The organism is Paenibacillus sp. Marseille-Q9583, assembly GCF_976954365.1.
The window spans coordinates 51,470-75,489 of record NZ_CDRJTB010000022.1; the positions used below are offsets into that span (position 1 = coordinate 51,470).

Annotated in this window: 23 protein-coding genes and 1 pseudogene; 5 read left to right on the forward strand and 19 right to left on the reverse strand. The window is 45.1% G+C overall.

The window, feature by feature from the left end; all coding sequences use genetic code 11:
* Window positions 1-32: 32 nt before the first annotated feature.
* From ACWNM1_RS12720 to ACWNM1_RS12750, 7 genes and pseudogenes are all read right to left on the reverse strand, one after another.
* A complete protein-coding gene (locus ACWNM1_RS12720; RefSeq protein WP_449601197.1) occupies window positions 33-986 on the reverse strand; it encodes a hypothetical protein in 954 nt (317 codons plus the stop codon).
* The gene (locus ACWNM1_RS12725) at window positions 983-1,540 is read right to left on the reverse strand and encodes an RNA polymerase sigma factor (RefSeq protein ID WP_449601198.1); all 558 of its coding nucleotides are present in this window, start codon (window positions 1,538-1,540) and stop codon (window positions 983-985) included. The genes ACWNM1_RS12720 and ACWNM1_RS12725 overlap by 4 nt, the downstream gene beginning before the upstream one ends.
* 158 nt (window positions 1,541-1,698) lie before the next feature.
* Window positions 1,699-2,343: a hypothetical protein gene (locus ACWNM1_RS12730; protein ID WP_449601199.1), complete on the reverse strand. Its 645-nt coding sequence runs from the start codon at window positions 2,341-2,343 to the stop codon at window positions 1,699-1,701.
* Between the two features lie 156 nt (window positions 2,344-2,499).
* Window positions 2,500-3,293, reverse strand: a pseudogene (locus ACWNM1_RS12735) (NADP-dependent oxidoreductase).
* A gap of 156 nt (window positions 3,294-3,449) precedes the next feature.
* A complete protein-coding gene (locus tag ACWNM1_RS12740) occupies window positions 3,450-3,887 on the reverse strand; it encodes an SRPBCC family protein (protein WP_449601200.1) in 438 nt (145 codons plus the stop codon).
* Window positions 3,884-4,333, reverse strand: a complete 450-nt coding sequence (locus ACWNM1_RS12745) for an SRPBCC family protein (RefSeq protein ID WP_449601201.1) — start codon at window positions 4,331-4,333, stop codon at window positions 3,884-3,886. The genes ACWNM1_RS12740 and ACWNM1_RS12745 overlap by 4 nt, the downstream gene beginning before the upstream one ends.
* A complete protein-coding gene (locus ACWNM1_RS12750) occupies window positions 4,330-4,836 on the reverse strand; it encodes a MerR family transcriptional regulator (protein WP_449601202.1) in 507 nt (168 codons plus the stop codon). The genes ACWNM1_RS12745 and ACWNM1_RS12750 overlap by 4 nt, the downstream gene beginning before the upstream one ends.
* A gap of 245 nt (window positions 4,837-5,081) precedes the next feature.
* Here ACWNM1_RS12750 and ACWNM1_RS12755 point away from each other — a divergent pair, with 245 nt between their 5' ends.
* The 3 genes from ACWNM1_RS12755 to ACWNM1_RS12765 all read left to right on the forward strand — a co-directional run bounded on the left by ACWNM1_RS12755 (window position 5,082) and on the right by ACWNM1_RS12765 (window position 8,079).
* Entirely contained in the window at window positions 5,082-6,047 is a 966-nt protein-coding gene (locus ACWNM1_RS12755) for a helix-turn-helix domain-containing protein (protein WP_449601203.1), read from the forward strand.
* Between the two features lie 354 nt (window positions 6,048-6,401).
* Window positions 6,402-6,935 carry an RNA polymerase sigma factor gene (locus tag ACWNM1_RS12760; RefSeq protein WP_449601204.1) on the forward strand — a complete coding sequence of 178 codons (534 nt, stop codon included), beginning with the start codon at window positions 6,402-6,404 and terminating at the stop codon, window positions 6,933-6,935.
* Complete coding sequence (locus ACWNM1_RS12765) at window positions 6,922-8,079, forward strand: DUF4179 domain-containing protein (protein ID WP_449601205.1); 1,158 nt, start codon at window positions 6,922-6,924, stop codon at window positions 8,077-8,079. The genes ACWNM1_RS12760 and ACWNM1_RS12765 overlap by 14 nt, the downstream gene beginning before the upstream one ends.
* Window positions 8,080-8,233: 154 nt before the next feature.
* Here the strand turns inward: ACWNM1_RS12765 and ACWNM1_RS12770 are convergent, their stop codons facing one another.
* From ACWNM1_RS12770 to ACWNM1_RS12785, 4 genes are all read right to left on the reverse strand, one after another.
* Window positions 8,234-9,973 carry an ABC transporter ATP-binding protein gene (locus ACWNM1_RS12770; RefSeq protein WP_449601206.1) on the reverse strand — a complete coding sequence of 580 codons (1,740 nt, stop codon included), beginning with the start codon at window positions 9,971-9,973 and terminating at the stop codon, window positions 8,234-8,236.
* The gene (locus ACWNM1_RS12775; RefSeq protein ID WP_449601224.1) at window positions 9,970-11,751 is read right to left on the reverse strand and encodes an ABC transporter ATP-binding protein; all 1,782 of its coding nucleotides are present in this window, start codon (window positions 11,749-11,751) and stop codon (window positions 9,970-9,972) included. The genes ACWNM1_RS12770 and ACWNM1_RS12775 overlap by 4 nt, the downstream gene beginning before the upstream one ends.
* Before the next feature lie 171 nt (window positions 11,752-11,922).
* Window positions 11,923-12,948 carry a helix-turn-helix transcriptional regulator gene (locus ACWNM1_RS12780; RefSeq protein WP_449601207.1) on the reverse strand — a complete coding sequence of 342 codons (1,026 nt, stop codon included), beginning with the start codon at window positions 12,946-12,948 and terminating at the stop codon, window positions 11,923-11,925.
* Between the two features lie 230 nt (window positions 12,949-13,178).
* Window positions 13,179-13,493 carry a hypothetical protein gene (locus ACWNM1_RS12785; protein ID WP_449601208.1) on the reverse strand — a complete coding sequence of 105 codons (315 nt, stop codon included), beginning with the start codon at window positions 13,491-13,493 and terminating at the stop codon, window positions 13,179-13,181.
* A 170-nt stretch (window positions 13,494-13,663) separates the two neighbouring features.
* Here ACWNM1_RS12785 and ACWNM1_RS12790 point away from each other — a divergent pair, with 170 nt between their 5' ends.
* Window positions 13,664-13,984 carry a hypothetical protein gene (locus ACWNM1_RS12790; protein WP_449601209.1) on the forward strand — a complete coding sequence of 107 codons (321 nt, stop codon included), beginning with the start codon at window positions 13,664-13,666 and terminating at the stop codon, window positions 13,982-13,984.
* Between the two features lie 282 nt (window positions 13,985-14,266).
* Here ACWNM1_RS12790 and ACWNM1_RS12795 read toward each other — a convergent pair whose 3' ends face one another.
* From ACWNM1_RS12795 to ACWNM1_RS12830, 8 genes are all read right to left on the reverse strand, one after another.
* Window positions 14,267-16,000, reverse strand: a complete 1,734-nt coding sequence (locus tag ACWNM1_RS12795; RefSeq protein ID WP_449601210.1) for a family 10 glycosylhydrolase — start codon at window positions 15,998-16,000, stop codon at window positions 14,267-14,269.
* 37 nt (window positions 16,001-16,037) lie between these two features.
* Window positions 16,038-17,684, reverse strand: a complete 1,647-nt coding sequence (locus ACWNM1_RS12800) for an extracellular solute-binding protein (RefSeq protein WP_449601211.1) — start codon at window positions 17,682-17,684, stop codon at window positions 16,038-16,040.
* Between the two features lie 37 nt (window positions 17,685-17,721).
* Window positions 17,722-18,612, reverse strand: coding sequence for a carbohydrate ABC transporter permease (locus ACWNM1_RS12805; RefSeq protein ID WP_449601212.1), 891 nt, complete (start codon window positions 18,610-18,612; stop codon window positions 17,722-17,724).
* A 95-nt stretch (window positions 18,613-18,707) separates the two neighbouring features.
* A complete protein-coding gene (locus ACWNM1_RS12810; RefSeq protein ID WP_449601213.1) occupies window positions 18,708-19,634 on the reverse strand; it encodes an ABC transporter permease in 927 nt (308 codons plus the stop codon).
* 24 nt (window positions 19,635-19,658) lie between these two features.
* Window positions 19,659-20,957: a 6-phospho-beta-glucosidase gene (locus tag ACWNM1_RS12815; RefSeq protein WP_449601214.1), complete on the reverse strand. Its 1,299-nt coding sequence runs from the start codon at window positions 20,955-20,957 to the stop codon at window positions 19,659-19,661.
* Window positions 20,954-21,931: an N-acetylglucosamine kinase gene (locus tag ACWNM1_RS12820; RefSeq protein WP_449601215.1), complete on the reverse strand. Its 978-nt coding sequence runs from the start codon at window positions 21,929-21,931 to the stop codon at window positions 20,954-20,956. Before ACWNM1_RS12820 ends, ACWNM1_RS12815 begins: the two co-directional genes overlap by 4 nt.
* 21 nt (window positions 21,932-21,952) lie before the next feature.
* Window positions 21,953-22,942, reverse strand: coding sequence for a LacI family DNA-binding transcriptional regulator (locus tag ACWNM1_RS12825; protein WP_449601216.1), 990 nt, complete (start codon window positions 22,940-22,942; stop codon window positions 21,953-21,955).
* A 383-nt stretch (window positions 22,943-23,325) separates the two neighbouring features.
* Window positions 23,326-23,550 (reverse strand): helix-turn-helix domain-containing protein, encoded by a 225-nt coding sequence (locus ACWNM1_RS12830; protein ID WP_019908812.1) that lies wholly within the window; start codon window positions 23,548-23,550, stop codon window positions 23,326-23,328.
* A 247-nt stretch (window positions 23,551-23,797) separates the two neighbouring features.
* On the opposite strand from ACWNM1_RS12830, the gene ACWNM1_RS12835 reads away from it, so the two are divergent.
* The gene (locus tag ACWNM1_RS12835; protein WP_449601217.1) at window positions 23,798-23,965 is read left to right on the forward strand and encodes a hypothetical protein; all 168 of its coding nucleotides are present in this window, start codon (window positions 23,798-23,800) and stop codon (window positions 23,963-23,965) included.
* Window positions 23,966-24,020: the final 55 nt, after the last annotated feature.

A 24,020-nucleotide genomic window follows, 5' to 3' on the forward strand; every position in this document is an offset into this window, starting at 1 on the left:
AAAACTATAACAGGAGCCGCCGGACCATGCTCTCAATTAGATTTATTAAGCTCTTTTACTTCCATTATCTTTTTACTAAACTGATATTTCACAATAACATTCTCAATAATCTCAGTATTCTGGTAGGCAAGCGAACCCTCAAATGCTAAAGTATCATTATCTTTCCACACCAGGTTATCAGCATAGCTATAATTCTCATGATCGGTGCGAATCCATGTATCTAATTCTTTTTGTGCACCATATTTGACTCTTGCAGATTCTATTAACTCTGGACTAGTCATTCCCTCTTCAATATTGCTAATTTGAACGAAATCACTTTTATTTGAGCATGTAACGATCGCAATTAACTTCTGATTAGGTGAAGGAATGATTTTTTTTACATACATAGAAGGTGTAGAAAACCTTAAATACTCACTAAGCACATTGTCTTTGATTCTCCAAATGACATTTTGACTTCCATAATCCGAATAATTGTTGAACAACGTAAATATCATACTTCCGTCCGCTAACTTAACAATATATGGGCTCCGATAACTTTTCGAGAGAATATCTACGGCAAAAGCAGCCGCATCGGCGATTTTTTGATTCTCATTTTTTAAAAATGGCTGAAGTTCTTTTAAAGCTTCTACTCTCAACGTTGGATCATTAAAACTTTCTACCAGCCTATTTATAGCAATATATACATATTCATTATTATCACTTTTTAAAGCATGTAGAAATTTTTCTGCATCATATTGAGTAGCTGGCTCCAACTCCATGTCTTCAGCGTTTAAATAGCGTATGTACGGCTCTGAGTTTTGATTTTTATAATATTCTGTTGCTAATAAAGCTGAAGCGGTTGAACTATATAGGGCAAGACAGGCAACCAAAATAACCCACTTTTTAGAAATTCTTTTTTTCCTTTTCTCTGTTCCATTGTGCCCAGCCGCTGCAATTAAGTTTTCATCAATGAGTCCGATCTCCTTAAATAAATCTTCTTTTTTCATAGATTAACCCCCTCTTTGTCTAGATGAACTCGAAGTTTATTTCTTGTCCTAAATAAGATAGATTTCACTTTGCTACTACTCATATTAAATCTCATAGAAAGCTCATCTATTGAATAGGAATACCAGTACCTTCCAATAAATATGTTTCTCGCTTGCTCATCTATGCCATATAAAAATTGATTTATTAAGTTTGCGATCTCACCTTCTTCATACTCTGTTTCTACAGTATCAGGCGAAGCTAGACATTCTTCTAGTTCCGTTAGAATGACTTCAAACTCACGATTACGCTTTTTCGCTGTATTATAACCATACTTATCAAGCGCAATATTACGGGTGATCCTCCCTAAAAATACCGAAAAATTCCTAGGCAGATTAGGCGGTATTGCATTCCATGCTGCTAAGTATGTATCGTTCTCACATTCTTCAATATCCGAGAAATTTGAAATAATGTTTCTTGCAATCACTCTGCAGTAAGCCCCATATTTATTTTTAGTCTCTAAAATTGCTTGCTGTGAACGCTGTAAGTATAGGTGGATTATTCCTTGGTCTTCCATTCGTTTTTCTCCTTTTAAACACTCTTATCTATATAGTAGAGAATTCCTAGGATGGGTTGCACTTATATTAAAATTTACACCAATACACCAATATATAAAGACAACCCCCTCCTAAACAAGGAAGGGGTCTTTGTAATAGATCTGCCTTTTGGTCATCTCTACAATCCAAAATGTTCTCTAACTAACCTAAATTGTTCTTCCACGCTCATACTTGGTATTCTTTCAACGGTTTTGATCCCCATTTTAGTACAAGCTTTCTTAATCTCATTGGAGAACTTAACCATAGATTTGTTACCGTGTTTAATCGTTTCTTCTGGATTTATCGTGTAGGCGTTAATACAATCTAAAATCATCTTATGATCTTCTCTGAAGTAATATAATCTTTCTATCTCTTCGTCGGACGTATAAAAACAAATCATTCTCTCTTCCGGGATAAACGGTAGTATACGCTCAGGCATTATTCCTAAATCTATTATAATTGGTTTATCATTAGGCATTTTCAACAAGTCAATAATAAAGAAGTCCATCATCTCTTCGACGATTTGAAATAGCCACTGGCAGTGCTCATCTACCGGTTTATTGAACCACTTATTCCAATCCAAATCAGGATTAGGAAATTGAAGGGCAGGGTATTCAACAGGACTAGTGAATGGTCTGTATTTTAAGACATCATCCCCCAATGTTTGAAAGCCTAGCTCCTCTACAAATTTCTTGGTCATGGTAGTCTTCCCAGCACAAGGCCCCCCATTAAGCCAGTAAATATGTTTTAATTGTTCCTTCAAATAATTATTATTAATCTTCATCCGATACACCCCATATGATTTGTGTAATATCTTACTTTAACAGGTTGGTTTCAGGGAGGTGGCGGATTCTTATCTTCCTATAACAGTGAAAACACATAGAAATTCTCCTTTCTTGACACAAGTAGTTATATTCTATGAGTTGGGTTAAATTCCCTGTCACTTTATCTTTAATACGATCTTTCCTTTTGCCCTGCCCAATTCAGAATACTCCATCGCCTTCTGAGCTTCTTCGAAAGAGAATCTTTGATCAATTACAGGCTTTATTTTCCCTGCTTCTATAAGCTCCGAAATGATCTCCTGTTGTCTGCCGCTAGATTTCATGAACAAGAAGCTGTATTTGACATTATATTGCTTTTCTAAATTTGTTAGCTTACGGGTAACCCATCGAAAAAGGCTCGTTTTTATAAAGCCAGACCCATATTCTTCTCCAAAGCGTGCATTGGGCAGCCCAGAAACCGATACAACTTGTCCGCCTGGTTTGACTATTCTAAAAGATTTCTCTAATGTCTCTCCGCCAATGGTATCGAATACGCCATCATAATTTTGTAAGACCTTATCAAATTGTTCTGTTTTATAATTGATTATTTGATCGGCTCCAAGAGATTTGACCAGATTAGCTCCAGCATTGCTAGTAGTTGTAGCCACATAAACTCCCATCGCTTTGGCAATCTGGATAGCAAAGGTCCCAACGCCGCCCGAACCAGCTTGAATCAATACCTTTTGCCCTGCCGATAGCTGTAATATATCATGTAATGCTTGATAGGATGTAAGCCCGACTAATGGGATTGATGCCGCTTCCTCAAAGGAAAGGTCTTGAGGCTTTAAGGCTATATCGTCCTCATGTATGGATATATATTCTGCGAAGGTTCTGTCAACAACATACGAGTTTTGCCATCCCGCACCTTGAAATCGATAGGATTAATACTCGCCGCATGGATCTCTGCCAACACATCATAATCACCTAGTAATGGAAAATAAGCTTACCGCATTGGTTGATTGGCTTATGAAAAATCGCCGTCCGAATCCCAACAGGGAACATGAACGGCGATAATTTTTGAGTTATTCTATAATTGGCAGTTCAAAGCTGAGATTCCTTTGCAAAACTATTAAGAAAGTTCCTCCAGCACCTTGCCAAGTCGGTCAAGGTTTTGTTCATTAGCTTCTATGCAGATTGGCTTAGCTTCTTCAAACTCCTCTTGATTCTTGAAAAGCTGACGGAAGGTTACCCTAGTGCGGCCCTCGATGCTTTCGAAGGTAGCCGTTATCCGAAATTGGTGGCCAGATAGGTGATCAAGCACAATCCGCTCCGAGGGTACAATTTCAACAAAGACATTATGGTTAGGATAATCCACACCATCTGGTCCGTGCATGGTGAACCACCACGCACCTCCGGGTCTCATATCGCACTCATGAACCGTATTCGTAAAGCCTTGCGGCCCCCACCATCGAGCTAACAAGTCGGGAGTTGTCCAGGCTCGAAACACGAGTTCCCGCGAGACATCGTACACGCGCGTAGCAATAAGTTCATTTTCACCTATAGTCATGATTCTACCTCAACTTCTACTACCTTACCCAGTGTGTCCAACATGACGTTTGTACCGTGTTCACGTATTTCGGGTGTATCATGTCCGTCAAAGAACGCGCCTTGCTCCGTGAAGATCAGCTTTGTACCACCATCCACTTTGATAAGCTCGACTGTTGTGACTGATACGGAGATACGTGTTTCACCTGAATCAAGGGTATACGTATAGACAATACGCTGCTCTGGAACAAGCTCCTGGTAGCTTGCATCGAAGGTGAAAATTGGACCTTCCGGTGGCCCGCCGCTGCTGTACTCACGTCCACCAACCTGGAAATCGAAGATTTCCGGCTTCGAGAACCATTTGGCTTTGGCAATCGGATCAGCCCATGCGCGATAAACCCGCTCCGGTGAAGCGGCATAGGTCCGTTCGACGACGAAGGTTCCATGTTTGACGAATCGTTCATTCATTGATTTTCCTCCTTATGGTTCGGAATTCCGCTTTCCTCGGTAAGAAAGTCTCCCAGCAGATCCAAATGTCGCTCCCAACTCGTTTGCCTTTCAATGACCGGTTTCTCAAAATCCATCTTCATCGCTTGCAGAAGGTTTGTAAAATCCTCAACCGTTAATTCCGACTTACCCTGCATAAGCTTGGATACATGTCTAAGCTGCTCCAATAGTTTTTGCTGCAGTTTGATCTGTTCTTTGATTTGGTTAATCTGCAGGTCAACGATCTCAAACGGACTGATTTGTCCGCTAGTTAAGGCTGTTTTAATCTCCTCGAGCGATAACCCCAGCTCCTTAAGTGATAATATCTGCTGTAATCGTGACAAGTCCGATTCATTGTACAACCTGTGGCCGGATTCCGTTTGTCCTGACGGAGAAAACAACCCGATTTGATCATAAAATCGTAAAGTTCGAATGGTAAGCCCTGTCAGCTTGGCAAGTTCCCCGACCTTCCAATTTCTCTTCATGAACCCTCTCCCCTCTTTGGCGCTAGCTATATACCGGTAGCTCAATTGTAAAACATTACGTTACGTAAGGTGCAAGTGTAATCTTGACGCTATATCGATATTTTTTAAGCCAAAACAATGAAGCATAGACTACTAATGTAACTGATAGGTTAATCCGCTTAACCAAGCGGTCATTGTGGATATTTTATACAAAAAGTTATACTGCAAATGACTAGTCGAAATGATACAAATTGGAGGTTATCCAAATGAATGTTGAGATAGGAAAAAAAATAAAAACACTTCGTTTACAAAAAGAAATGACTCAGGAAGAACTAGCAGCAAAACTGAATCTGTCATCCCAAGCAGTATCTAAGTGGGAAAACAATGTAACCATGCCTGATATTCAAATTCTCCCTGATTTATCCGTGATTTTTGGTGTTACAATTGATGAATTATTTGCATTAACCGATGATACCCATTTAGAACGAATTGGAAATATGATTAGTACTGAACATTTTATATCTGAAGACGACTTTAACTATGCTGAACAATTTTTAAAAGGAAAACTAAATGATGTGCAAAAAAAGTCCTCATGTTTCACCCTGCTAGCTCAGTTACACATTCATCGTTCAGATGAGCACCGTGAATTGGCTTCCCATTATGCCAAGGAAGCACTGCTACTAGCTCCGGACAGCAAAAGTAATCATAATGCTTTGCGAGATGCGGAGAATGGAATCATTTTTGATTGGAACTTTTCAAATCACCATAAACTCATTGAGTATTATAAGAATTTCGTGCCGAATCACCCGGATTACTGGCAGGCTTATGTATGGCTCATGAACTACTTAATCGCAGATGGCAGATGTATTGAAGCAAAAGAAATTCTGGAACAATTGAACCAAATCCATCCTGGTCATTTATATCAAAAATATGGAGGGCTGATTTGCAAGGAAGAAGGCAACCTTTCTCAAGCGCTGGCTCTCTGGGAGCAAATGACTGATTTGTATCCTGAGGATTGGCTTGCATGGTCCTCCAGAGGAGACTGTATGGCTAAACTTTGCAGGTACGACGAAGCCATAGAATACTATTCCAAAGGTTACGAACTACAGCCAAGTCCAAAGTATACAGATGCATTTGAAGCCATTTCTCATATATATATAATAAAAGGGGAATATGATAAGTCTATTGAAAAGCATCACGAAATAATTGAGTTACTAGAAAGGGCCTGGTAAGTCACAGAGGGTAAGACCATTGATTTTTATAAGAGAGAAATAGAACATCTAAAGATAATGTTGAATAAATAAACCTAATATTATTAAAAATACCAAATAGCATGTACGACTGGCCCCTTCCGCCAAAACGGCGGAGGGGCTTTTGCTTTCGGTAAGCAAACCCTCCAGAAACTATATTATTTTGTGAACCCAGAATACTTTCAGAAACTAGTGTGTGCTGATTTGCCCAAGCGGTGCAGTCCCCGGATATCTTAGTTTTACTTTCGTTGTAACCTTCTAGCTACCTACCCGATCTAATATTTAAGTAACGTTACGAACATCCTAAGACTATTAGTCAAGAAAGCAGGTAAATCTTTGCATATTAATCCTAATGTCGTCAAAGCCAAAGCTGGGGACTCTGAAGTATTCGTGCAGTTGATGCAAGAGATAGAGTTACCTCTGTATAGAACTGCAAGGTCCATCGTCAACAAAGACGAAGATTGTGCAGATGCCCTGCAAGAGACGATGCTTAAAGCCTTTAGGTCCATCCATACACTCAGAGAGCCCGCTTTTTTCAAAACGTGGATCTTCCGGATTCTGATTAATGAATGCAACAAAATGATCAAAAACAACTCAAGAGCCCTCCCTTATGGAGAGCTTCCCGAAGTCCCTTCCATTTCCAAGGATTATGAGAAAATTGAAATATGGGATGCCGTTCAACATCTTGAGGAGAATCTACGGATTGTCATTCACCTTCATTACCTACAGGACATGCCGATCAGTCAAATTTCCGACATTCTCGAAATTTCTACGGTAGCCGTGAAGACCCGGCTGCATCGCGCCCGCAAAAAGCTAAAGCATTCATCTCAATTCAATCAAGAAATGGAGTTGCGACATGGTAAACACTAAGTTAGAAGAACAATTAAAAAACTGCCAAAGCCTACTTCCCGACCAGTTATCGGATATTGCCCGCTCCAAGCTGAATGAGACTTACCAAATCATCAGGGAAACCGATAATTCCATTTCCCCCGTTCAGAGAAAGATAGATGTATCAAGAACTTTTAATAAATGGTTGATCTCCACTGCAGCCGCTGCAATTCTTGGAGTTACAGTCCTTGCTTCCGGCTTTGTATCGCCCGCAATGGCTGATGCACTCAAGCAAATTCCGGTTCTGGGACAAATCTATTCATTATGGGGCGAAAACAACGGAGATCCCGGTGTTCAACAAGCCGAGGATTTCATCACAAACGTAAACCAAAGCGTGACCCATGGCGATGTGACCATGAATATCCCAACGTTGTTATTTGACGGAACCCGAATTCTTATGAACATAACCACTCCTGGAAACCGTCTGGCTTCGGAGCCCAATTCGCCGCCTTCCGATGCCAATAAAGGGGCGGTGGATACGTTAGAGGTTCTCTATAAAGGCCAATCTCTGAACGCAGGTTACGAATTCATGGACGGTGAGACTGCTTCCAGCCTAATGGTTGACGTTACCGGCACTACCAGCATAGACCAGACTGTCCAGTTCCCTGATCAGTTTGACTTGACTGTAAATGTAACGTTAAAGGGTTACGATGTCCCGTTCGAATTCGTTCTGCCTGTTACAAAATCAACGCCCGTTACCGCACTAACTTCAGAGGAGACCAAGCATCACGATAATATTAACTTGCAGATCAGTAAGGTGGAAATCACCCCAATCACAACGCAGTTATCCATTGAGTACAAAACCAAACCGGGCCAGAGCAAAGAAGAAATGCTCGCTTCTATTCCTTCGAAATATAAGGGTGCTAACGGGGGCGCCATCGCTCTTCAGTTTGACATTGTGGATGAACGTGGTGTTCAACTGAAGCCTGTCGGTGCTCACCCCGTAAGCGAATCTTATAATGTTCGTTTTGAACCCTTCAAGACTATACCGAGTACCGTAACCATCAAACCGTACTTAGTCGTTTCCGAAGGTCAAGCCCCGGCTGGGACTGAAGGACTGTGGGAAGACAACAATATGGTCAAGGAATATATCCCTGAGCTGGAGACTGTATTTTCGGTGCAATAGTTCATTTGTAAAAGGGACCTTATTTTCTAGGATGAAAAGGGTATGCAAAACTACAAAAGACGAAGCCATAATGGGCTTCGTCTTTTGTAATTTATTTAGCTGAAGCCAGCTGCGATATTTTGTCCGCACCTCCTAAAAATGTGAATGACATTTCCTATGATGTGATGCGGAATCCGACGGATTGCTGCTGCAGCTTCCAGAGACGGTCGTACAATCCGCCTCGTAGTAGTAAAGCTTCATGCCGTCCCTGCTCCACCAGTCGGCCATCTTCCAGCACAATAATGTTGTCTGCACCTCGTATGGTTTTCAGCCGATGCGCGATAACAATAACGGTTCTGCCCGTAATCAGCGCATCAATTCCCTTCTGGATTTCGGCTTCATTCTGCGGGTCAAGCGATGCAGTAGCCTCATCCAGCAATACAATCGGAGCGTTCTTAAGAATCGCACGAGCAATAGAGATCCGCTGCTTCTCCCCTCCGGAAAGCGTACTGCCACCCTCGCCTACCGGCGTGTCATAACCTAGCGGTAATTTCATAATGAAATCATGGCAACGGGCCATTTCTGCTGCTTGTTGAATATCCTGCTGCGACGCGCCCGGCCGCCCAAAGGCAATGTTGTTTCCAATGGTATCTTGGAACAGGTACACATCCTGAAACACAACCGACACAGACCCTAGCAAATGTTCTGGATCAATATCTTTAATATTGCGTCCGCCTAGCAAAACACTTCCTTCGTCAGGATCATAGAAACGCGAGATCAAACGCAACACTGTACTCTTTCCGCTGCCGGAGGGACCCACGATTGCAGTTAATGAACCTTGCGGCATTTCTATGCTTAATTGTTTGAGAACAGGCTCACCTCCATAGCTGAAGGTAACTTTGTCAAAGCGGATGGTACTGCTCTCGGGAAGTGGAGCTGTAGTCCCTGTCATTACCGGCTGGCGAAGCAGGTCTACGATGCGTTCACCCGCTTGTTCGTTGTACCGGAATTCAGCATAGTTGGCGAGCGCCGTCGTCAGTGGATCATAGATGCGTGTGCCGACAATAAGGAATACCGCCAGCTGCAAAATACCGAGGTCCCCGCCTAACAATAGATGCACACCTACGTATACCATTAAGGTCAGACCCGCACGAAGAAGAGCCATAGCCGTTAGAATGACCGGTCCGAATATCCCTTCAAGCTTCACACTTTCCTTCATCAAAGTTCGAAAAGAGCTATCCAGACGGACAAAGCGTTCTCCCGTCAGGTTATAGGCTTTCATCACCCGAATACCATTCAAATACTCCTGTAGCCGATTCGCGGCGTTCAATTTCGCTTTCATATGATTCGTCCCTAATCTGCGCCGCAGTCTGCCTGACAGGTACATAATTAGGAGGGCAACCGGCAGCGCCACGAACATGGAAAGCGCCATCCGCCAGTCGAGGAATAGTAAACCCGCAAGTGCGAATATCGGCAGTACAAAAGCCCCTGCAAGCTGTGGCAGCAGATGTGAAATTCCTGTCTCAACCAGCGTGAAATCGCCCATCATCATATTGGCCAGATCACCAGGATCCCGCCGCGTCAGGTAGCCTAGCGGAAGCTTACGCAGATGTTCTGCTAATTCCGCCCGTCCCTGTGCCGCAACATTGTAAGCCCCGCGGTATGCAGTGCGGTAAGCGGGGATCTCGCTCAGGAACATCAGTACCATAACAGCGGCTAGTCCCGCGCAAATCCACCAAAGCCGTTCTATCTGAAGCTCTGCACCCACCGTAATATAAGGAGCAAAAATCAACCGCACCGTCTCAATTACAAGCGCAAACGGAAGCACACTAACTATGTTAGCCAGTAAGGAAAAAAGTACAGGCTTCAGCAGCTGCTGCGGTTTGCCAGCAGTAATATTGTGCAATACCTTCATAGCTGTTCCCCTCCTTTTTCCAAATGCCAATCTCCAGCGTCACTGTAGGCATGCCACATTTGAGTGTAAAGTCCATCGAGATCAATCAAACGATCGTGATCTCCGCGCTCCACGATTTGCCCATCTCGCAGTACCAGAATTTGTGCGGCTTCACGAATAGAGGAGAGTCTGTGAGCAATAACAATAACCGTCTTCCCGCGCATAAGCTCCGTTAGTGCCAGCTGCATGTGATGTTCATTTTCCGGGTCGGCAAAAGCAGTCGCTTCGTCGAGCACAAGTACCGGTGCATTTTTGAGGATAGCCCGGGCTACCGCAATACGCTGCTCTTCACCACCGGAGAGATATACGCCACCTTCACCAATTAACGTATCGTATCCCTGCGGAAGCCGAGAGATGAACTCGTCGCATTGCGCAGCTCTTGCTGCAGCTTGCACTTCATCCAGCGTGGCTCCCGGTTTGCCGACGGCAATATTCTCATACAAAGTATCATAGAACAGGAAGGTCTCCTGAAATACAAAGGCAACTGTATTCATCAGTTCATGAATCGCCATATGACGGATATCCACTCCACCGATACGGATCGCACCCACCTGCGGGTCCCAGAACCGCGGTACCAAGCTGGCCACCGTCGATTTACCTGAACCTGACAGTCCAACCAGCGCTGTAACCTTCCCTTTTTCTGCCCGGAAAGAGACCTCGCTGAGCGCAGCCGCAGCCCCCTCTTCTTCACTGTAGGAGAAGGTTACGTCCATAAATTCAACGTCGAAAGCTTCGGGTGATAGCGGCTTTGCTATTTCTGGTACAGGCTGCTGTGCCAAAAGACGATCCATCCGCTCTACGCCTTCGCCGATATCCCGAGTGCTCGAAGTCAGCATAAGTAGCTTATAGAGCGGAGATGATACGCCTGGTGCCATAATTAGAAAGAACAGCAACACAAGCGCAAAGGACATGGAATTCGGCTGACCGCTTAGTATAAAAACACCCACCGGTAAAATAAAGGTAAACGAGGAGGCCAGCAATGTTTTGAGCAGAACATAACCTGACTGATAACGGTCCGTAAACTCCAGACAATAATCACGGTATCTGGTCATATCACTGTAGAACTTTCTGAAGGAATGCACCGTCTGCCCGAACACCTTCACCGCTGGCATCCCCCGCACATACTGCACCGCCGAAGCATTGATCTGCTCCAAAGAATCATGATACTGCTTCACACTGGTTTTTCCCTTACCGCTCATCATAAGTGCTGACTGCACAACCATTCCTATGAGGATCGGTAGAAGACAGGCAACAGCTAACGGCGGACTCAGCCAGAACATCGCCATAATCATCAGCACCGTAGACACCAGCGCGCTGACCAGATCAGGGAGCTGATGCGCTACGAAATTTTCCACCTTGTCAACATTCTGTTCCAGCGTCTTCTTCACTGCGCCGGTCGAAGTTCCATTCAGGAAGCCGAGCGGCAATCTGCCTAGATGTTCGGTCATTCGCACACGCAGATTATACTGAATACGAAAAGCTGCAATATGCGAGCACATAATACCGCAATACGAGGTCACCAACCCTCCAACCAAGCCGCCGAGTGCAATCCATCCCCAGCGGATCATTGTATCACCGTCAACCTGTCCAGGAGATGCTGCATGCCGCAGTAGCTCGGCCAAGATGAAATAAACAGACAAAAATGGTACCAGCATTAGCACGGCGCTGACAGATGACAATACACCAGACAGGATCAGCAGGCCTCGCTTCTCTCCGGCAATCTCCAACAGTCTCGACATGCCAGTTTTGGTTTTACTCACAGCTGTTCCCCCACTCTTTATAATTACGCACAAAAAAAGTGCACTGAGAATAATTCTCTGTGCACTAGTGTATAGGAACGCTCTTCATGGTTGCTACCGTTTCCGGGATTATAATCAACCAAATCAGGAGCATCTGTTTTCAATGCGAGCTTAACTCCTTGTTCCTAAAGAACGCTGTCTGCCACTGATCAGATACTCTCCAGGACGCACACCGAATTTTTTACGAAAGGCTGCTGAGAAATGGCTGACATTCACGTATCCGACTCTGGATGCTGCTTCACTTACCGTCATATTTCCATGTTCTAGCAGCTGCTGTGCCCTTTTCATCCGTTGTTCAATCACATAGGCATGGACAGTATAACCGAACATTTCCTTAAAGCCCTTCTTCAATTTGAACTCATTGAGGCAAATAATGCGAGAGAGCCCTGCTAGCGTCGGTGGATGTAAATAATCACGTTGCAGAATTTCCTTGGCTAGCCGCAGGCTCTCCATATCATCTCTAGATAGCTTGACTGTGTGGGAAATCCGATCAGCTTCAAATAAAGATTCATTGAGATAGACAGCCATTAGCTCCAGCATTTTCCCCTCCAGATAGAGTTCCCGCATACCCTGACTATAGGAACAATCCGCAATTTGAGACAGAATGAGCCGGATAGATGGTGTGATAGCGTTTTTGCCAAAAAACAACCCAGCTCTTCCTCCGGCTTGGAGCCGTGTATCCTCGGTCAGTCCGCTGGTCATCCGCTCAAATTGTGCCGGACTCATATCTATGCTGAGGAATCTGTAGCCCGCTCCGCTAAGGTATATACAATTTTCACTTCTTATTCCGCCGTGAAGCAGCACACTTTCTCCTGTATCTATGGCAAAATAGTCCTGTTTCAGCGAGGTCCCCCATTCAATTCCATGTCCCATACAGAATATCAGCTCCGTACGAGGTGTTCTAAATTCGCCCTTCGCTTCGATATCCCGATTAAATTGGAGATCAAAATCCGTCATCTGAAGATAACGCTGAGTAAGCAGGCTCCGGCAGCTGCCCTCCCCTAGCTCGACCGGTGGCTTTATCTCAAAGTGGCTTCCGTCCAACTGGTAAGTAATATTAAACCCTTCGCATCTAAGCGTCTTATGGGCATCAATCGTTTCCGCTTCATTCAGACCATCGCTACGCTTCATGCTCATCCCTACTTCCCCTTACTTTGGATTCATTATATATGCATTGAGAATGATTATCAATTGAATGTTCTTTTAGCAAATATGCATAAACAACAAAAAACCTTCCCCCCCTAAAGGTGAAGAAGGCTTAAACGCGTCACTTCTGAAGACATGGCCAGCTATTTTTTCAGCTCCCCAAGCTTGATTAACTCGATAACCGCTTGTGAACGGTCTTTAACGTTTTATTGTTCACCAATTTAATTTGCTAATTCCTCCAATCGTTCAATTAGCATTGGCATCGCCACTTCAACCCAAAACTCCAGAGAAACATACCCACTGGACATACCACCATGACTGTATTTCTCACAATAGATTTGTTTGTCTAAATCATCTAAGTTACCTCCTGTTAATTCCTCAAACGCGTATTTGAATCTCTGTGCAAACGCCTCACCTGTACATGGATAAGTCACTTCTTGAAAGTAATTCTCTAGCTCATCCCAAAGATATGGATCCCCTCTTAATCCCCAACTTTTTGGCCGCTCATTAAAAATAACTGATACTGTCTTTAGCATTACCAGCACCCGCTTTCGAAGTGATCAACTATAACTGTACTACTGTATCATTTTTAACCGCTAATTGTTCCAAATCTAATTATAATATCCCTGACTACAATTAGGTGATTTCACAGCTGGCCAAGACTTAAACTATTTAAAAATACGATGAATATAGGGAGAAGATATATATGATTATTTTTTCAGAAAATTCAAAAATACCAGATAAATATGCAGACTTTTTAACAAAGATTGCAACTTTCTATGGAGAAGAAGAAAATTTCAAGGATATTGTAAACGACACTATGGAAATCTTAAGACTATCGTTTAAGGATGATATTTCCGATGCAGAATTGTTAAAGCGCGCAAGCCTTAACGGTATCATTAATGATCTGGATGTTTTTATGGAGATGGTAAGTGACAATCCTGATAAAACTAAAATAAAAACAGTTTATATGGAAGAACTTAATGCTTTGTATTACACGATAAATGACATTTTCAGAACACTATGAGGAAATTACACCTCTAATTCAATTCAATACAGGAGTTTCCGCGCCCAACCGGAGAATAAACCGTTAATCCCTTTTCATGTTGACTGGCCGAGCTTTCCTTGACGAGACAGAAGACCGCAGAACAGCCTAAAACCATACAAGAAAGAGATTTGGAAAAGTCCGTAAATACACATCAACAACAAAAAGCCTTCCCTCACCCCTAGAGGTGGAGAAGGCTTAAACGCGTCACTTCCGAAGACATGGCCAGCTATATTTTCAGCTCCCCAACCTATTGCATTGGGCTTAATCCGTAATCTTCACATTTCCAAACACGGCCTTATTCCTCGAATCATCCCCCGGATTGCTGAGCGCTATGCCAATATATACCTTGCGATTCATCGGGATCTGAACAGTTCCAACCGTCTGCCAGTTATTCCCATTCGTCGAAATAGCCCCTTTGAAGGTATTTCCGCTTCTGGTCAGCTTCAGCCATCTTGGAGCCGAGGCAGCCGCAGTATGGTCGACCATATTGCCCGCGGTCTCTGCACGATACTGGAAGGTTGCCCCATTCTCGGGGGTAAGCATCATATCTGCGTGCTTCGAATTATGACCCAGCGACTCCCGAATCATAATGCCGGCCTTGGCCCAGCCGTCCAATCGGCTAGTGGACTGTACTTTAACAATAATCTCCGCATTGCCTCTAACGGATTGGTATATATAATTCAGTTGATCTCCATTTCCCCAAATATCCGTAGAGCTGCTGCTGAGTGTAAATTGCTTATTGGATGAATTATAGGTAACGTTCCCCGGCATGGAACCGATATTTCGAGCCTTCCAGCCTGCTGGTAATTGAGCCGGATAGTCTTGTTCTACCGGAGGCGTCCAGCCTGGCGTCGGCCAGGTTTCACGTTCCTTGATATTGGCCAACTCATCTTCTGGCCAGGCCCCGTAAGCAAAGAACGACAGGCGCTTAACCCCCGGATAATTCTCGCGGATTCCCTTGTAAATCTCCTGATATTGATCATCAGTCCAGTCATTATCAAGTGTGGCTACGATCTCCACGTCACTGCCACTGATCCGGTCGCTCGTATCCTTCAGGATGCCGTAGGAAGTGCTGTATACCCAATCACTATTGAACTCCCAGTCATCAAAGTACGCCATCGGTGCGACAAAGTCGATATCATCTTTGAATTTGGCTACATTCTGTCCAACCTCAATGAATTCTGGCGGCAAAATATACACGCCGAGCTGCACATCCGGCTTCGAGGACTGGGTGATATCCTGACGGATATCGCCTACATACTGTCCAATTTGTTCAGTTCTCCATTCATTCCACTGCTCACGCTGAGGCGAATCCGTATCGAAGTCAATGCTGAGCGGGGAATACCCGAACTGCGCCTGATACTTCGAAACCGTGTAATCACTGACGTCCATGTTGTAATTGTCAAAGCGGATCCAGTCTAGCACAACACCGTCAACAGCATAATTCTCGATCACTTCCTGAATGATGGAACGCTCATACTGCTGCACTTCGTGGTGAATCGGATTGACGAAGTATTCGTTGCCGTTAGAACCTGTGAACGGAGTCTGAACCCCATTAACCAGCGCTTGCATCTGCCATTCATCGTGAGCAAGGAAGGCCTGCTGATCATGGAACTGGGGAATCCAGGCATGAACCTTAATTCCTGCAGCATGGGCTGCTGTAATGACAGCCTGCAGGGCATCAAAATTCTCGTAGCCTTGCGCGATCGGAGCGATATCACTCTGATAAAATACACTTCCAGACGGAACCTCATCATCTTCATCCTGCTTCACGTTCATGCTGATGACATCGACACCGTAGCTTGTGGACAGCTGGATGAAATTATGGACATCCGCCGTGTTCTTAAACTGGTTTACGGTCCGTACAATCACTTCCGTTTCAAAAGGGGGATTACTCTCCTCATCGGCCTTTGCCGGCACGGAACCACCTACTATCGAAGAAACCAATACGAAGCTTAACATTGCTATGCATCTCGATCTCAGCGCAAATGCCATAATATCGCCTCCACAAGTATAAGATTTCATAAAAGTCTTATTTCGTCGCGTTGATTTTCTTGACATTCTCCTGCCATTTTTCGGTTCTGAACTCAAGCAGCTTATCCAGCCCCGCTTTTTGAGTGTTCTTTTTGGCTGTCTCCAGTGCCGACAATACCTCTTCATCCGACTTCGCCTGAACCATTTGTGCGTAAGCAAGGGTATAAATATCCCCGACATTCTGTGCGATGATGCCAATCTCCGTATCCGGAAGCGGATCGGTATTCACAAATTCCGTAATGTCCAGCGCGGTTTTCCAGGTCACCGTGGACTGCGCCACTGTCTCCCATGATTTCTGGTTCGCGGAAAGCAGCACCTCTAAGCTCATTTTCGCCGTATCAATAAAGGTCGTATTTCCCGCCCAGTTAAAGTCCTCGAATTTTCTCATCGTTTCGGTACGCTCGTTAGCAGGAGTCGTCTTGTATTTCTCATTCGGAATTGGTGCTCCGTCTGCGTCCTCCTCATCCCAGTACAAGCCTTTAGGACCGAAGAAAAGCACCTTCTGTCCCTCCGGACCTGTAATCCAGTCAAAGTAAGCGAAGATGGCCTCCGGATCCTTGGCCTTTTTTGTAATGACACTGACGTTCCAACCCAGCGTCTCGAAACCGCTTACAAACACTTGTGTTTTGTCTAGTCCGGCTTTATGAATCGGCCATATAATTTCATAACCGCTGTCCGGATTGTTCGCAGTCAGTGCACGGTGTCCCTCGGCTCCATACGTAGTGATATTGGATTCGACCATGACCGCTACCCGGCTGGTATTGACCTTTTCTTTGACCGCGTCCTGGGTTTGCTGCAGTGCATCCTGCGTAATCAGGCGTTCACGATACAGCTTATTGATATACAGCACCATCTCCTCGTAAGCGGGATCGTCCAAGATAGATGACAGCTTATCGCCTTCCGGATATCCCATGAGTGTAATGAACTTACTGGTGGAGTTCTCCTTAAAACCGCCATACATAATTTCCAGACCTGCCCCCTTCTCGCCAACCTCCAGAGGTACAACATCCGGATACTTCTCTTGCACCAAGCGTAAATATTGATACAAATCATCAAAGGTCTCCAGCGCCGGTCTGCCAAGCTCATTATAAATATCTTTATTCACCATCCATCCGCCGTTGCCGAATTGCCCGGATGTATACCAGTTGGGGATTTGATAGATTTTTCCGTCATCTGAACGGAGCAAATTCAGAGTGGATTCCTTCACATATTTCTTGAAGTTCGGATACTTGTCATAGTAATCATCCAGCGCAACAAGTTGCCCTGCCTGCACCAGCCGTTCCACTGAAGATCCCCGGTCAGTAAAAATGACATCCGGTAAATCACCACCGACGATCATCGTGTTGAGTTTTTCTCCGGCCGCACCTCCCGATTGAATCGGTTCAACAGTAACCTTACGGTTCTCCTGAATCCATTTTGTCGCCTCATTATCCCCCCAGGGTGATGTCGTAAGCCAGTCGTAATTTCCATAGAAGCTGAAGGTGACAGGCTTAATCCCGCTGCCGTCATCAGTGGCGACCTCGGTATTCAGATTTTTCTCGCTTGTGTTTGGTGAAGTGTTAGAATTCCCCCCTCCGCTACAGGCAGCGAGAAGAAGCACCAGCGAAGTCAGAAGAAGCGATACCCATTTCATACGATTGCCCATTCTTTTCCCTTCTTTCTACATAATATGGAGACTGCTGCTATTCTTTCAATGAACCGATCATTACGCCCTTAACAAAGTACTTTTGGAGAAAAGGGTACGTCAGGATAATCGGGATAGTAGCGATCATCATCGTAGCCATGGTCAGTGACTTCGTAGTAATCGTCCGATTTCGGTTCATATGATCCAGCGCGATGGCATTCGATGAACCAATTTGGGTCATAATGTTGGAGTTCATAACCTGCCGCAGCAGAGTCTGTATGGGAAGCAGTTCGTCCTTCGTAATATAGATCGCTCCCGTAAACCAGTCGTTCCAGTAACCGACCGCAGTAAATAAAGCAATCGTAGCCAGCACCGGGCCGGAGACGGGAATAACGATTCGGAAGAAAATGCCGTAGTTACTGCATCCGTCGATTTTGGCCGATTCCTCAAGCCCATCCGGCAAAGCGTTGAAGAAGGTGCGGATGACAATCATGTTCCAGACGCTGATGATGCCGGGGATAATCAGAACCCAAAAGGTGTCCAGCATACCCAAAGAGCGAACTAGTAAATAACTAGGGATGAGCCCTCCACTGAAGAACATCGTAATCATGAAGAACACCATATATTGTTTTCGAAAAAGCAATGTTTTCTTGGACATTCCGTAAGCTAACAGGGCCGTGAAGAAGACGGACAATGCCGTGCCGCTCAATGTTCTAAGAATGGTGATCAGAAAAGAATTCAGCAGGCGATGATCCTGAAACACAATATAATAATTTTCCAGGGTAAATGCTCTCGGCAACAAGGTTACACCGCCGAGCGCCGTATCGCTCCCTAGATTAAAGGAAATGACCAGCGCGTTCCAAAATGGGTACAGCATAAGTAGCGCCAGCAGCGTCAAAAGGATATAAATAGTCCGCTGCATGATTTTGTCGCCTAGGCTTAGTCTCATTGTTCACCTCTCCTAAAAGGTTTATGGAGCATTACTTACAGTCGATACATCCCAATAAAACTTGCATCGGAAGCATTCGCTATGAGTAGTAGTACCTACCAGAGACTAACATCTGCCCGGCGCGCGATTTTGTTGGCCATCACCAGCAGAATGACACTAATCACCGCTTTGAAAAGCCCTACCGCTGTCGCATAAGAGAATCTGGCATTTAATATCCCCACACGGTACACATAGGTGTCGATAACATCGGAGTAGGGTCGCAGGATTGGATTGGTTGCCAGCAGCAAAATGTCCTCGAAGCCCGCACTAAGCAGACTGCCGATGGCAAGAATCATAAAGATAATGATAATGGGGGTAATGCTGGGGAGTGTAATCAAGTGAATTTGCTTAAATCGGCTTGCTCCGTCTATGGAAGCGGCTTCATATAAAGTCGGATCAATGCCTGCAATCGCGGCCAAATAGACAATGCTCCCAAATCCGACCTCCTTCCATACATTTACACTTACTAGAATAGACCAGAAGTATTTGGGTAATGCCAGGAAGTTAACTGGCTCCCCTACCAGATTGAATCGCTCCAGTACATAGTTTACCGTTCCGTTGTCAACAGATAACAGCGAAAATACAAAACCGGATACAATAACCCAGGACAGGAAATACGGTAAATAGCTGACGGTCTGGATAACGCGTTTAAAGCCCATATTACCGATCTCATTCAGCATCAGTGCAAGAAGAATCGGTGCTGGAAAAGAGATAATCAATTTAAGCAAGCTAATCACAATGGTATTTCGCATCACATTCCAGAACTCCGGTGCCTCGAAGAACATTCTGAAATGCATAAATCCTACCCAGGGGCTCTTCATAATGCCGCCAAAAATATCGTATTGCTGGAACGCCATAATCACGCCATACATCGGAATGTAGCTAAAAATAAATACAAAAATAATTCCCGGCCAAACCATGGACTGCAAATCCAATTGACTGGTGAATTTCTTCCATCTACTTGGTTTCTCGGCCGTGTTCATCCGTTTTTCCTCCTCTGGACGATTCTAGTGAAACAACGGCAAAAACGCTTTGTTCTTCTCCAGCATTTCATCCAGCAGCTGTTCAGCTACGGTGACCGAAGGCACGAGCGGATGATGAACCATAGCCTGCAGGGCCATATCCCGGTCTCCGTGCACAGCCGCCTCGATGGTGAGGCTCTCGTATTGCTTGACCGCGGCCAGCAGGCCTTTGACGGGCTGCGGAATTTTGCGCAGCGGAATCGGCAGCGGACCTTGTTTAGTTACCACACAGTTCACCTCAATGGAGGCATCGTCCGGCAAGAAGTCAATCATTCCGTTATTCCTTACATTCAACGTCTGGATATCGCGGGAATCATTATAAATGGAGCGCATCAGCAGCACTGCCGCCTCCGAGTAATAGGCTCCACCACGCTGCTCCAGCTGCTTTGGCTTCTCCTTTAGCTCTACGTTCCGGTACAGCTCAAACAGCTCTTCCTCCACCTTCTTCACTACCTCAGCGCGCGATCCGGTCGTTGCTGCTGCTTCCTTCTGTTCCGCTAGCATCGCGTCCGTCATGTAGTAATAGCTCAGGTAATAAGAAGGGATGGCTTTCAAAGCATTGAGAAACCGGTGATCCCAGGAATCAAACGGCACATTACTCGCCTTGTAGTTCTGGGGGTAATCAATGAGCTCCTGTAGCTTGCTTTTACCGTCAATTACGATATCGGATACCCAGTGCAGATGGTTGATGCCGACAAACTCCGCATAGATCTTCTCTATAGGAAGTCCGAAGAACTCAGAGAGCCACTTTTGAAAACCGATCGGCGAGTTGCACAGGCCTATGCTTTTTACCGATGAATATTTGTGAGCAGCTTCAGTTACCATACCGGCCGGATTCGTAAAATTCAGCAACCAGGCATCCGGAGCTAGCTCCTCGATGTCCTTGCAAATATCCAGAATAACCGGAATAGTCCGTAGGCCTTTCATCATCCCTCCGGGACCCGTCGTCTCCTGACCGATTACATCGTATTGAAGCGGAATTAATTCGTCCCATTTTCGCGCTTCCAGCATACCTACCCGGATTTGAGTGCAGATAAAGTCTGCTCCGGCGATGGCCTCCCTGCGCTCAAGCGTCTGGGTCACGGTAATCGGCAGTCCGGACTCAGCAATCATACGCTTGCTTAATTCCGCAATCGTATGCAGCTTCTCCCTTCCCGCCTCAATATCCACCAGCCATACTTCGCGGACAGGAAGCTCTTTATGATGCATGATGATGCCTTCAATAAGCTCAGGCGTATACGATGAACCCGCTCCGATGACAACGAGCTTCAAAGTCTCCTTCATAATAATAGCCCCTCCTTACCCAGTGATAGACGATCAAGAACCTCCTGATTCACACACACACCGCTGCTTTCCATTGCCAGAACGACCGCGCCTACAACCGGTTCCCGGGTTAGAATCCTTAAAGTGCCATTTGGAGCCGAATGCTTCACTCTCTGTTCAATGGCCCGCCGGATGATGCCTGAGCGATCCCCCTTGGTCAATAGGCTGCCTGCAAGTACGATGTCAAAGGAATCCTCCTCCATAGCCAAATGGCGGATTGTCGATACCGCTGCCAAACCGAGCTCATCCCCTTGCTTGGTTAGCAGTAGGGTGGCAACCTGGTCTCCTTCATCTGCCGCTTGAAACAGCAGCTCAGCAATCTGGGGAGGCAAGTCTCTGGAATGATCCAGGTAATCCTCCCTTAACTCCGAAACACTGGAATAGCCCAGCAAATGAATTAAGCGTTCGCTTAAGACAGTCTCTTTCTCTCTTCCATCATCCGCCCGAATAACGCTACGGAATACCTCAATACTTAGATCATAGCCGCCGCCGTAATCACCGAACCGATAGCCAAATCCACCACATTGATATGTAACGCCTCGCGGATTTTTACCGGCGCAGTTCACTCCCGAGCCGCAGATCAGCACGATCCCATAATTACTCTCTGTACCTGATCGCAAGGCAATCCAGGTATCGCAGGAAATCTCAGTTCGGGGAAGGCCAAGTCTGCTGATGATTGGTCGTAAAATTCGAAAATCGGATTCTCGGTCCGCTCCAGCCAGACCGAACCAGGAATACTCCATCTGATCCTTTGTCAGCCCCGACGCTATAATCGCTCCCGATACAGCCTGGTGCAAACTGTTCTCCGCCTGCTCACGATTATTTTGATGATTCCCGTTCCCTCCCTTGCCTACACCAATGACCGTTCCCTGTTCATTTGCAATCATTGCATAAGTTTTGCTGCCGCCTGCATCGACTCCCAAAAAGTACTTCACAGTTCGTTTCACTCCTAATATTTAGGTTAACCTTACAGATGCGGTGGATTCACGCACGAGAAGCTGAGGAGCGAGCTTCGTTACAACAGCTGGCATCACCTCCCCATTGATTAATTTCATCAGCAAATCAACACCAATACTGCCCATTTGCGCCTCAGGCTGTCTGACTGTCGTCAATCGGGGATAAAATTCACCTACGAACTGCTGATCATCAAAGCCAACCACTGAGATATCCTGAGGTACCAGAATCCCCTCCTCACGCAGGGCTTGAACAACACCTAAAGCAATAAAATCGTCTCCGGAAAAAATGGCTGTCGGCAGCTTATCTTCACGGATCCATCTCTTGGCCACCTCATAACCGCTACTTACCGTAAATCCGCAATATTCCGTGCCGAAGGGCGTTAGCCCCGCTTCATTCAGCGCCTGTACATAACCCCGCTTGCGCTCCGCTACACTCAGGAATACCGAAGGGCCACCGATATAGGCGATCTGGGTGTGTCCAAGACCAATTAAGTGCTTGGTAGCTTCATAACCCCCTAGATAGTTATCGACGACGACACTGGGAACATCCTCATGCTGGAGCTGGTTATCCAGCAAGACAAACGGAATGTTTTTTCTTTTCAGCTCCTCCACATATTCTTTCTCCTCAATCGGAGACAACAGGATAATCCCGTCAACGCGATCCTTCTGAAACAGGAAGTTAACGCCTTCATCCTCATTCTCGGCTATCGACAGGGCCAAGAAGTAACCTTGTTCTGCCAGCTTCCGGTTCACCACGCGAATCACGCGGTCATAGAAGGAGTCGTTAAAGTTTGTAATCGACATACCGATGACTCCCGTCTTGCCACGCACGAGACTCCGCGCAGCTGAATTGGGCTGATAATTTAATTCCTCTATAGCACTCAGCACTTTCCGCCTATTGCCTTCACGTACAGAAGGTGAATTGTTAATCACTCTGGACACGGTCACTACAGAGAGCCCCGACTTTTTGGCTACATCATGAATGTTCATCTAAGCTTCTATGCCTCCAAGTTCAATAGTTTAAACGTTATAACTTTTAAGGAAATAAAAAAGGACCAACTCTTCTCGCCATAACTACGCTCTGACTGAGAATCGAACATTGAATGTCAGTTTCACCTTTATCGAAAGTATCAAATTGATTTCAAAAGTTTAAAGGTTTTAACTTTAAGATGATTTTACAACCATTCCCAATATCCGTCAATCCATAAACTGCAGCCAAACTTAATATTCCGGAATCTAAATCGCCGGGAATAGCAAAGTTTTTCCGCAGGATATAATAGCTTATCATAAATTCAAGAACCACAACAAAAAACCTTCCCTCACCCCTAGAGGTGGAGAAGGCTTAAACGCGTCACTTCCGAAGACATGGCCAGCTATATTTTCAGCTCCCCAAGCTTGATCAGCTCGACAACCGCTTGTGAACGGCCTTTAACGTTTAGTTTTTGCATTACATTGGAGATGTGGTTCCGAACTGTTTTTTCGCTGATAAATAATAAACCAGCGATATCACGAGTCGTTTTGTCCTGCACGAGAAGCTCGAAAACTTCGCGCTCACGATGAGTCAACAGAAATTTGCTGTGGTGTTCGTTCCCCTTCAATGGTGTCACCCCTCCTTGCCCTGGGTTTGTTTGGTATAACAAGGTAAAGGGATACAGTCAAAACATATTATGTATTGATGAAGTTAATGGTGCTGTCATAACTACAAAATGGGCTTAACCATCCGAAGCTTATTACACCGCTTTAGTGAGGACATTCACCCGCAAAACTTGAAATTCTCTTGGATAGAATCATCTCATAACAGGGCAAACTACAACTTGTTGTTTCTTATTAAAAGGAGGTGTAAGTATGAGCAACTCGAAAAATAATCAACCTACCAAAGCAGAGGTACAAACTACGAAATTAAACAAATTGCCACTAGTTGGTAAATTCGAACCGGAATTCTCTGCTGAGGAAGCCGCAGAAGTATTCAAAAACCCCCCCTCTGCGGAACATGAATCCCATAATGAACAATAAAATAAAGACGACACAGAATGGGGCTGTCGAATAGGTAGCTTTTTCCTATAAATGA

Coding starts and splice junctions, on each gene's coding strand:
- ACWNM1_RS12720 (WP_449601197.1), bottom strand. CDS start 986: ATGAAAAAAGAAGATTTATTTAAGGAGATCGGACTCATTGATGAAAAC.
- ACWNM1_RS12725 (WP_449601198.1), bottom strand. CDS start 1,540: ATGGAAGACCAAGGAATAATCCACCTATACTTACAGCGTTCACAGCAA.
- ACWNM1_RS12730 (WP_449601199.1), bottom strand. CDS start 2,343: ATGAAGATTAATAATAATTATTTGAAGGAACAATTAAAACATATTTAC.
- ACWNM1_RS12740 (WP_449601200.1), bottom strand. CDS start 3,887: ATGACTATAGGTGAAAATGAACTTATTGCTACGCGCGTGTACGATGTC.
- ACWNM1_RS12745 (WP_449601201.1), bottom strand. CDS start 4,333: ATGAATGAACGATTCGTCAAACATGGAACCTTCGTCGTCGAACGGACC.
- ACWNM1_RS12750 (WP_449601202.1), bottom strand. CDS start 4,836: ATGAAGAGAAATTGGAAGGTCGGGGAACTTGCCAAGCTGACAGGGCTT.
- ACWNM1_RS12755 (WP_449601203.1), top strand. CDS start 5,082: ATGAATGTTGAGATAGGAAAAAAAATAAAAACACTTCGTTTACAAAAA.
- ACWNM1_RS12765 (WP_449601205.1), top strand. CDS start 6,922: ATGGTAAACACTAAGTTAGAAGAACAATTAAAAAACTGCCAAAGCCTA.
- ACWNM1_RS12770 (WP_449601206.1), bottom strand. CDS start 9,973: ATGAAGGTATTGCACAATATTACTGCTGGCAAACCGCAGCAGCTGCTG.
- ACWNM1_RS12775 (WP_449601224.1), bottom strand. CDS start 11,751: ATGTCGAGACTGTTGGAGATTGCCGGAGAGAAGCGAGGCCTGCTGATC.
- ACWNM1_RS12780 (WP_449601207.1), bottom strand. CDS start 12,948: ATGAGCATGAAGCGTAGCGATGGTCTGAATGAAGCGGAAACGATTGAT.
- ACWNM1_RS12785 (WP_449601208.1), bottom strand. CDS start 13,493: ATGCTAAAGACAGTATCAGTTATTTTTAATGAGCGGCCAAAAAGTTGG.
- ACWNM1_RS12790 (WP_449601209.1), top strand. CDS start 13,664: ATGATTATTTTTTCAGAAAATTCAAAAATACCAGATAAATATGCAGAC.
- ACWNM1_RS12795 (WP_449601210.1), bottom strand. CDS start 16,000: ATGGCATTTGCGCTGAGATCGAGATGCATAGCAATGTTAAGCTTCGTA.
- ACWNM1_RS12800 (WP_449601211.1), bottom strand. CDS start 17,684: ATGGGCAATCGTATGAAATGGGTATCGCTTCTTCTGACTTCGCTGGTG.
- ACWNM1_RS12805 (WP_449601212.1), bottom strand. CDS start 18,612: ATGAGACTAAGCCTAGGCGACAAAATCATGCAGCGGACTATTTATATC.
- ACWNM1_RS12810 (WP_449601213.1), bottom strand. CDS start 19,634: ATGAACACGGCCGAGAAACCAAGTAGATGGAAGAAATTCACCAGTCAA.
- ACWNM1_RS12815 (WP_449601214.1), bottom strand. CDS start 20,957: ATGAAGGAGACTTTGAAGCTCGTTGTCATCGGAGCGGGTTCATCGTAT.
- ACWNM1_RS12825 (WP_449601216.1), bottom strand. CDS start 22,942: ATGAACATTCATGATGTAGCCAAAAAGTCGGGGCTCTCTGTAGTGACC.
- ACWNM1_RS12835 (WP_449601217.1), top strand. CDS start 23,798: ATGAGCAACTCGAAAAATAATCAACCTACCAAAGCAGAGGTACAAACT.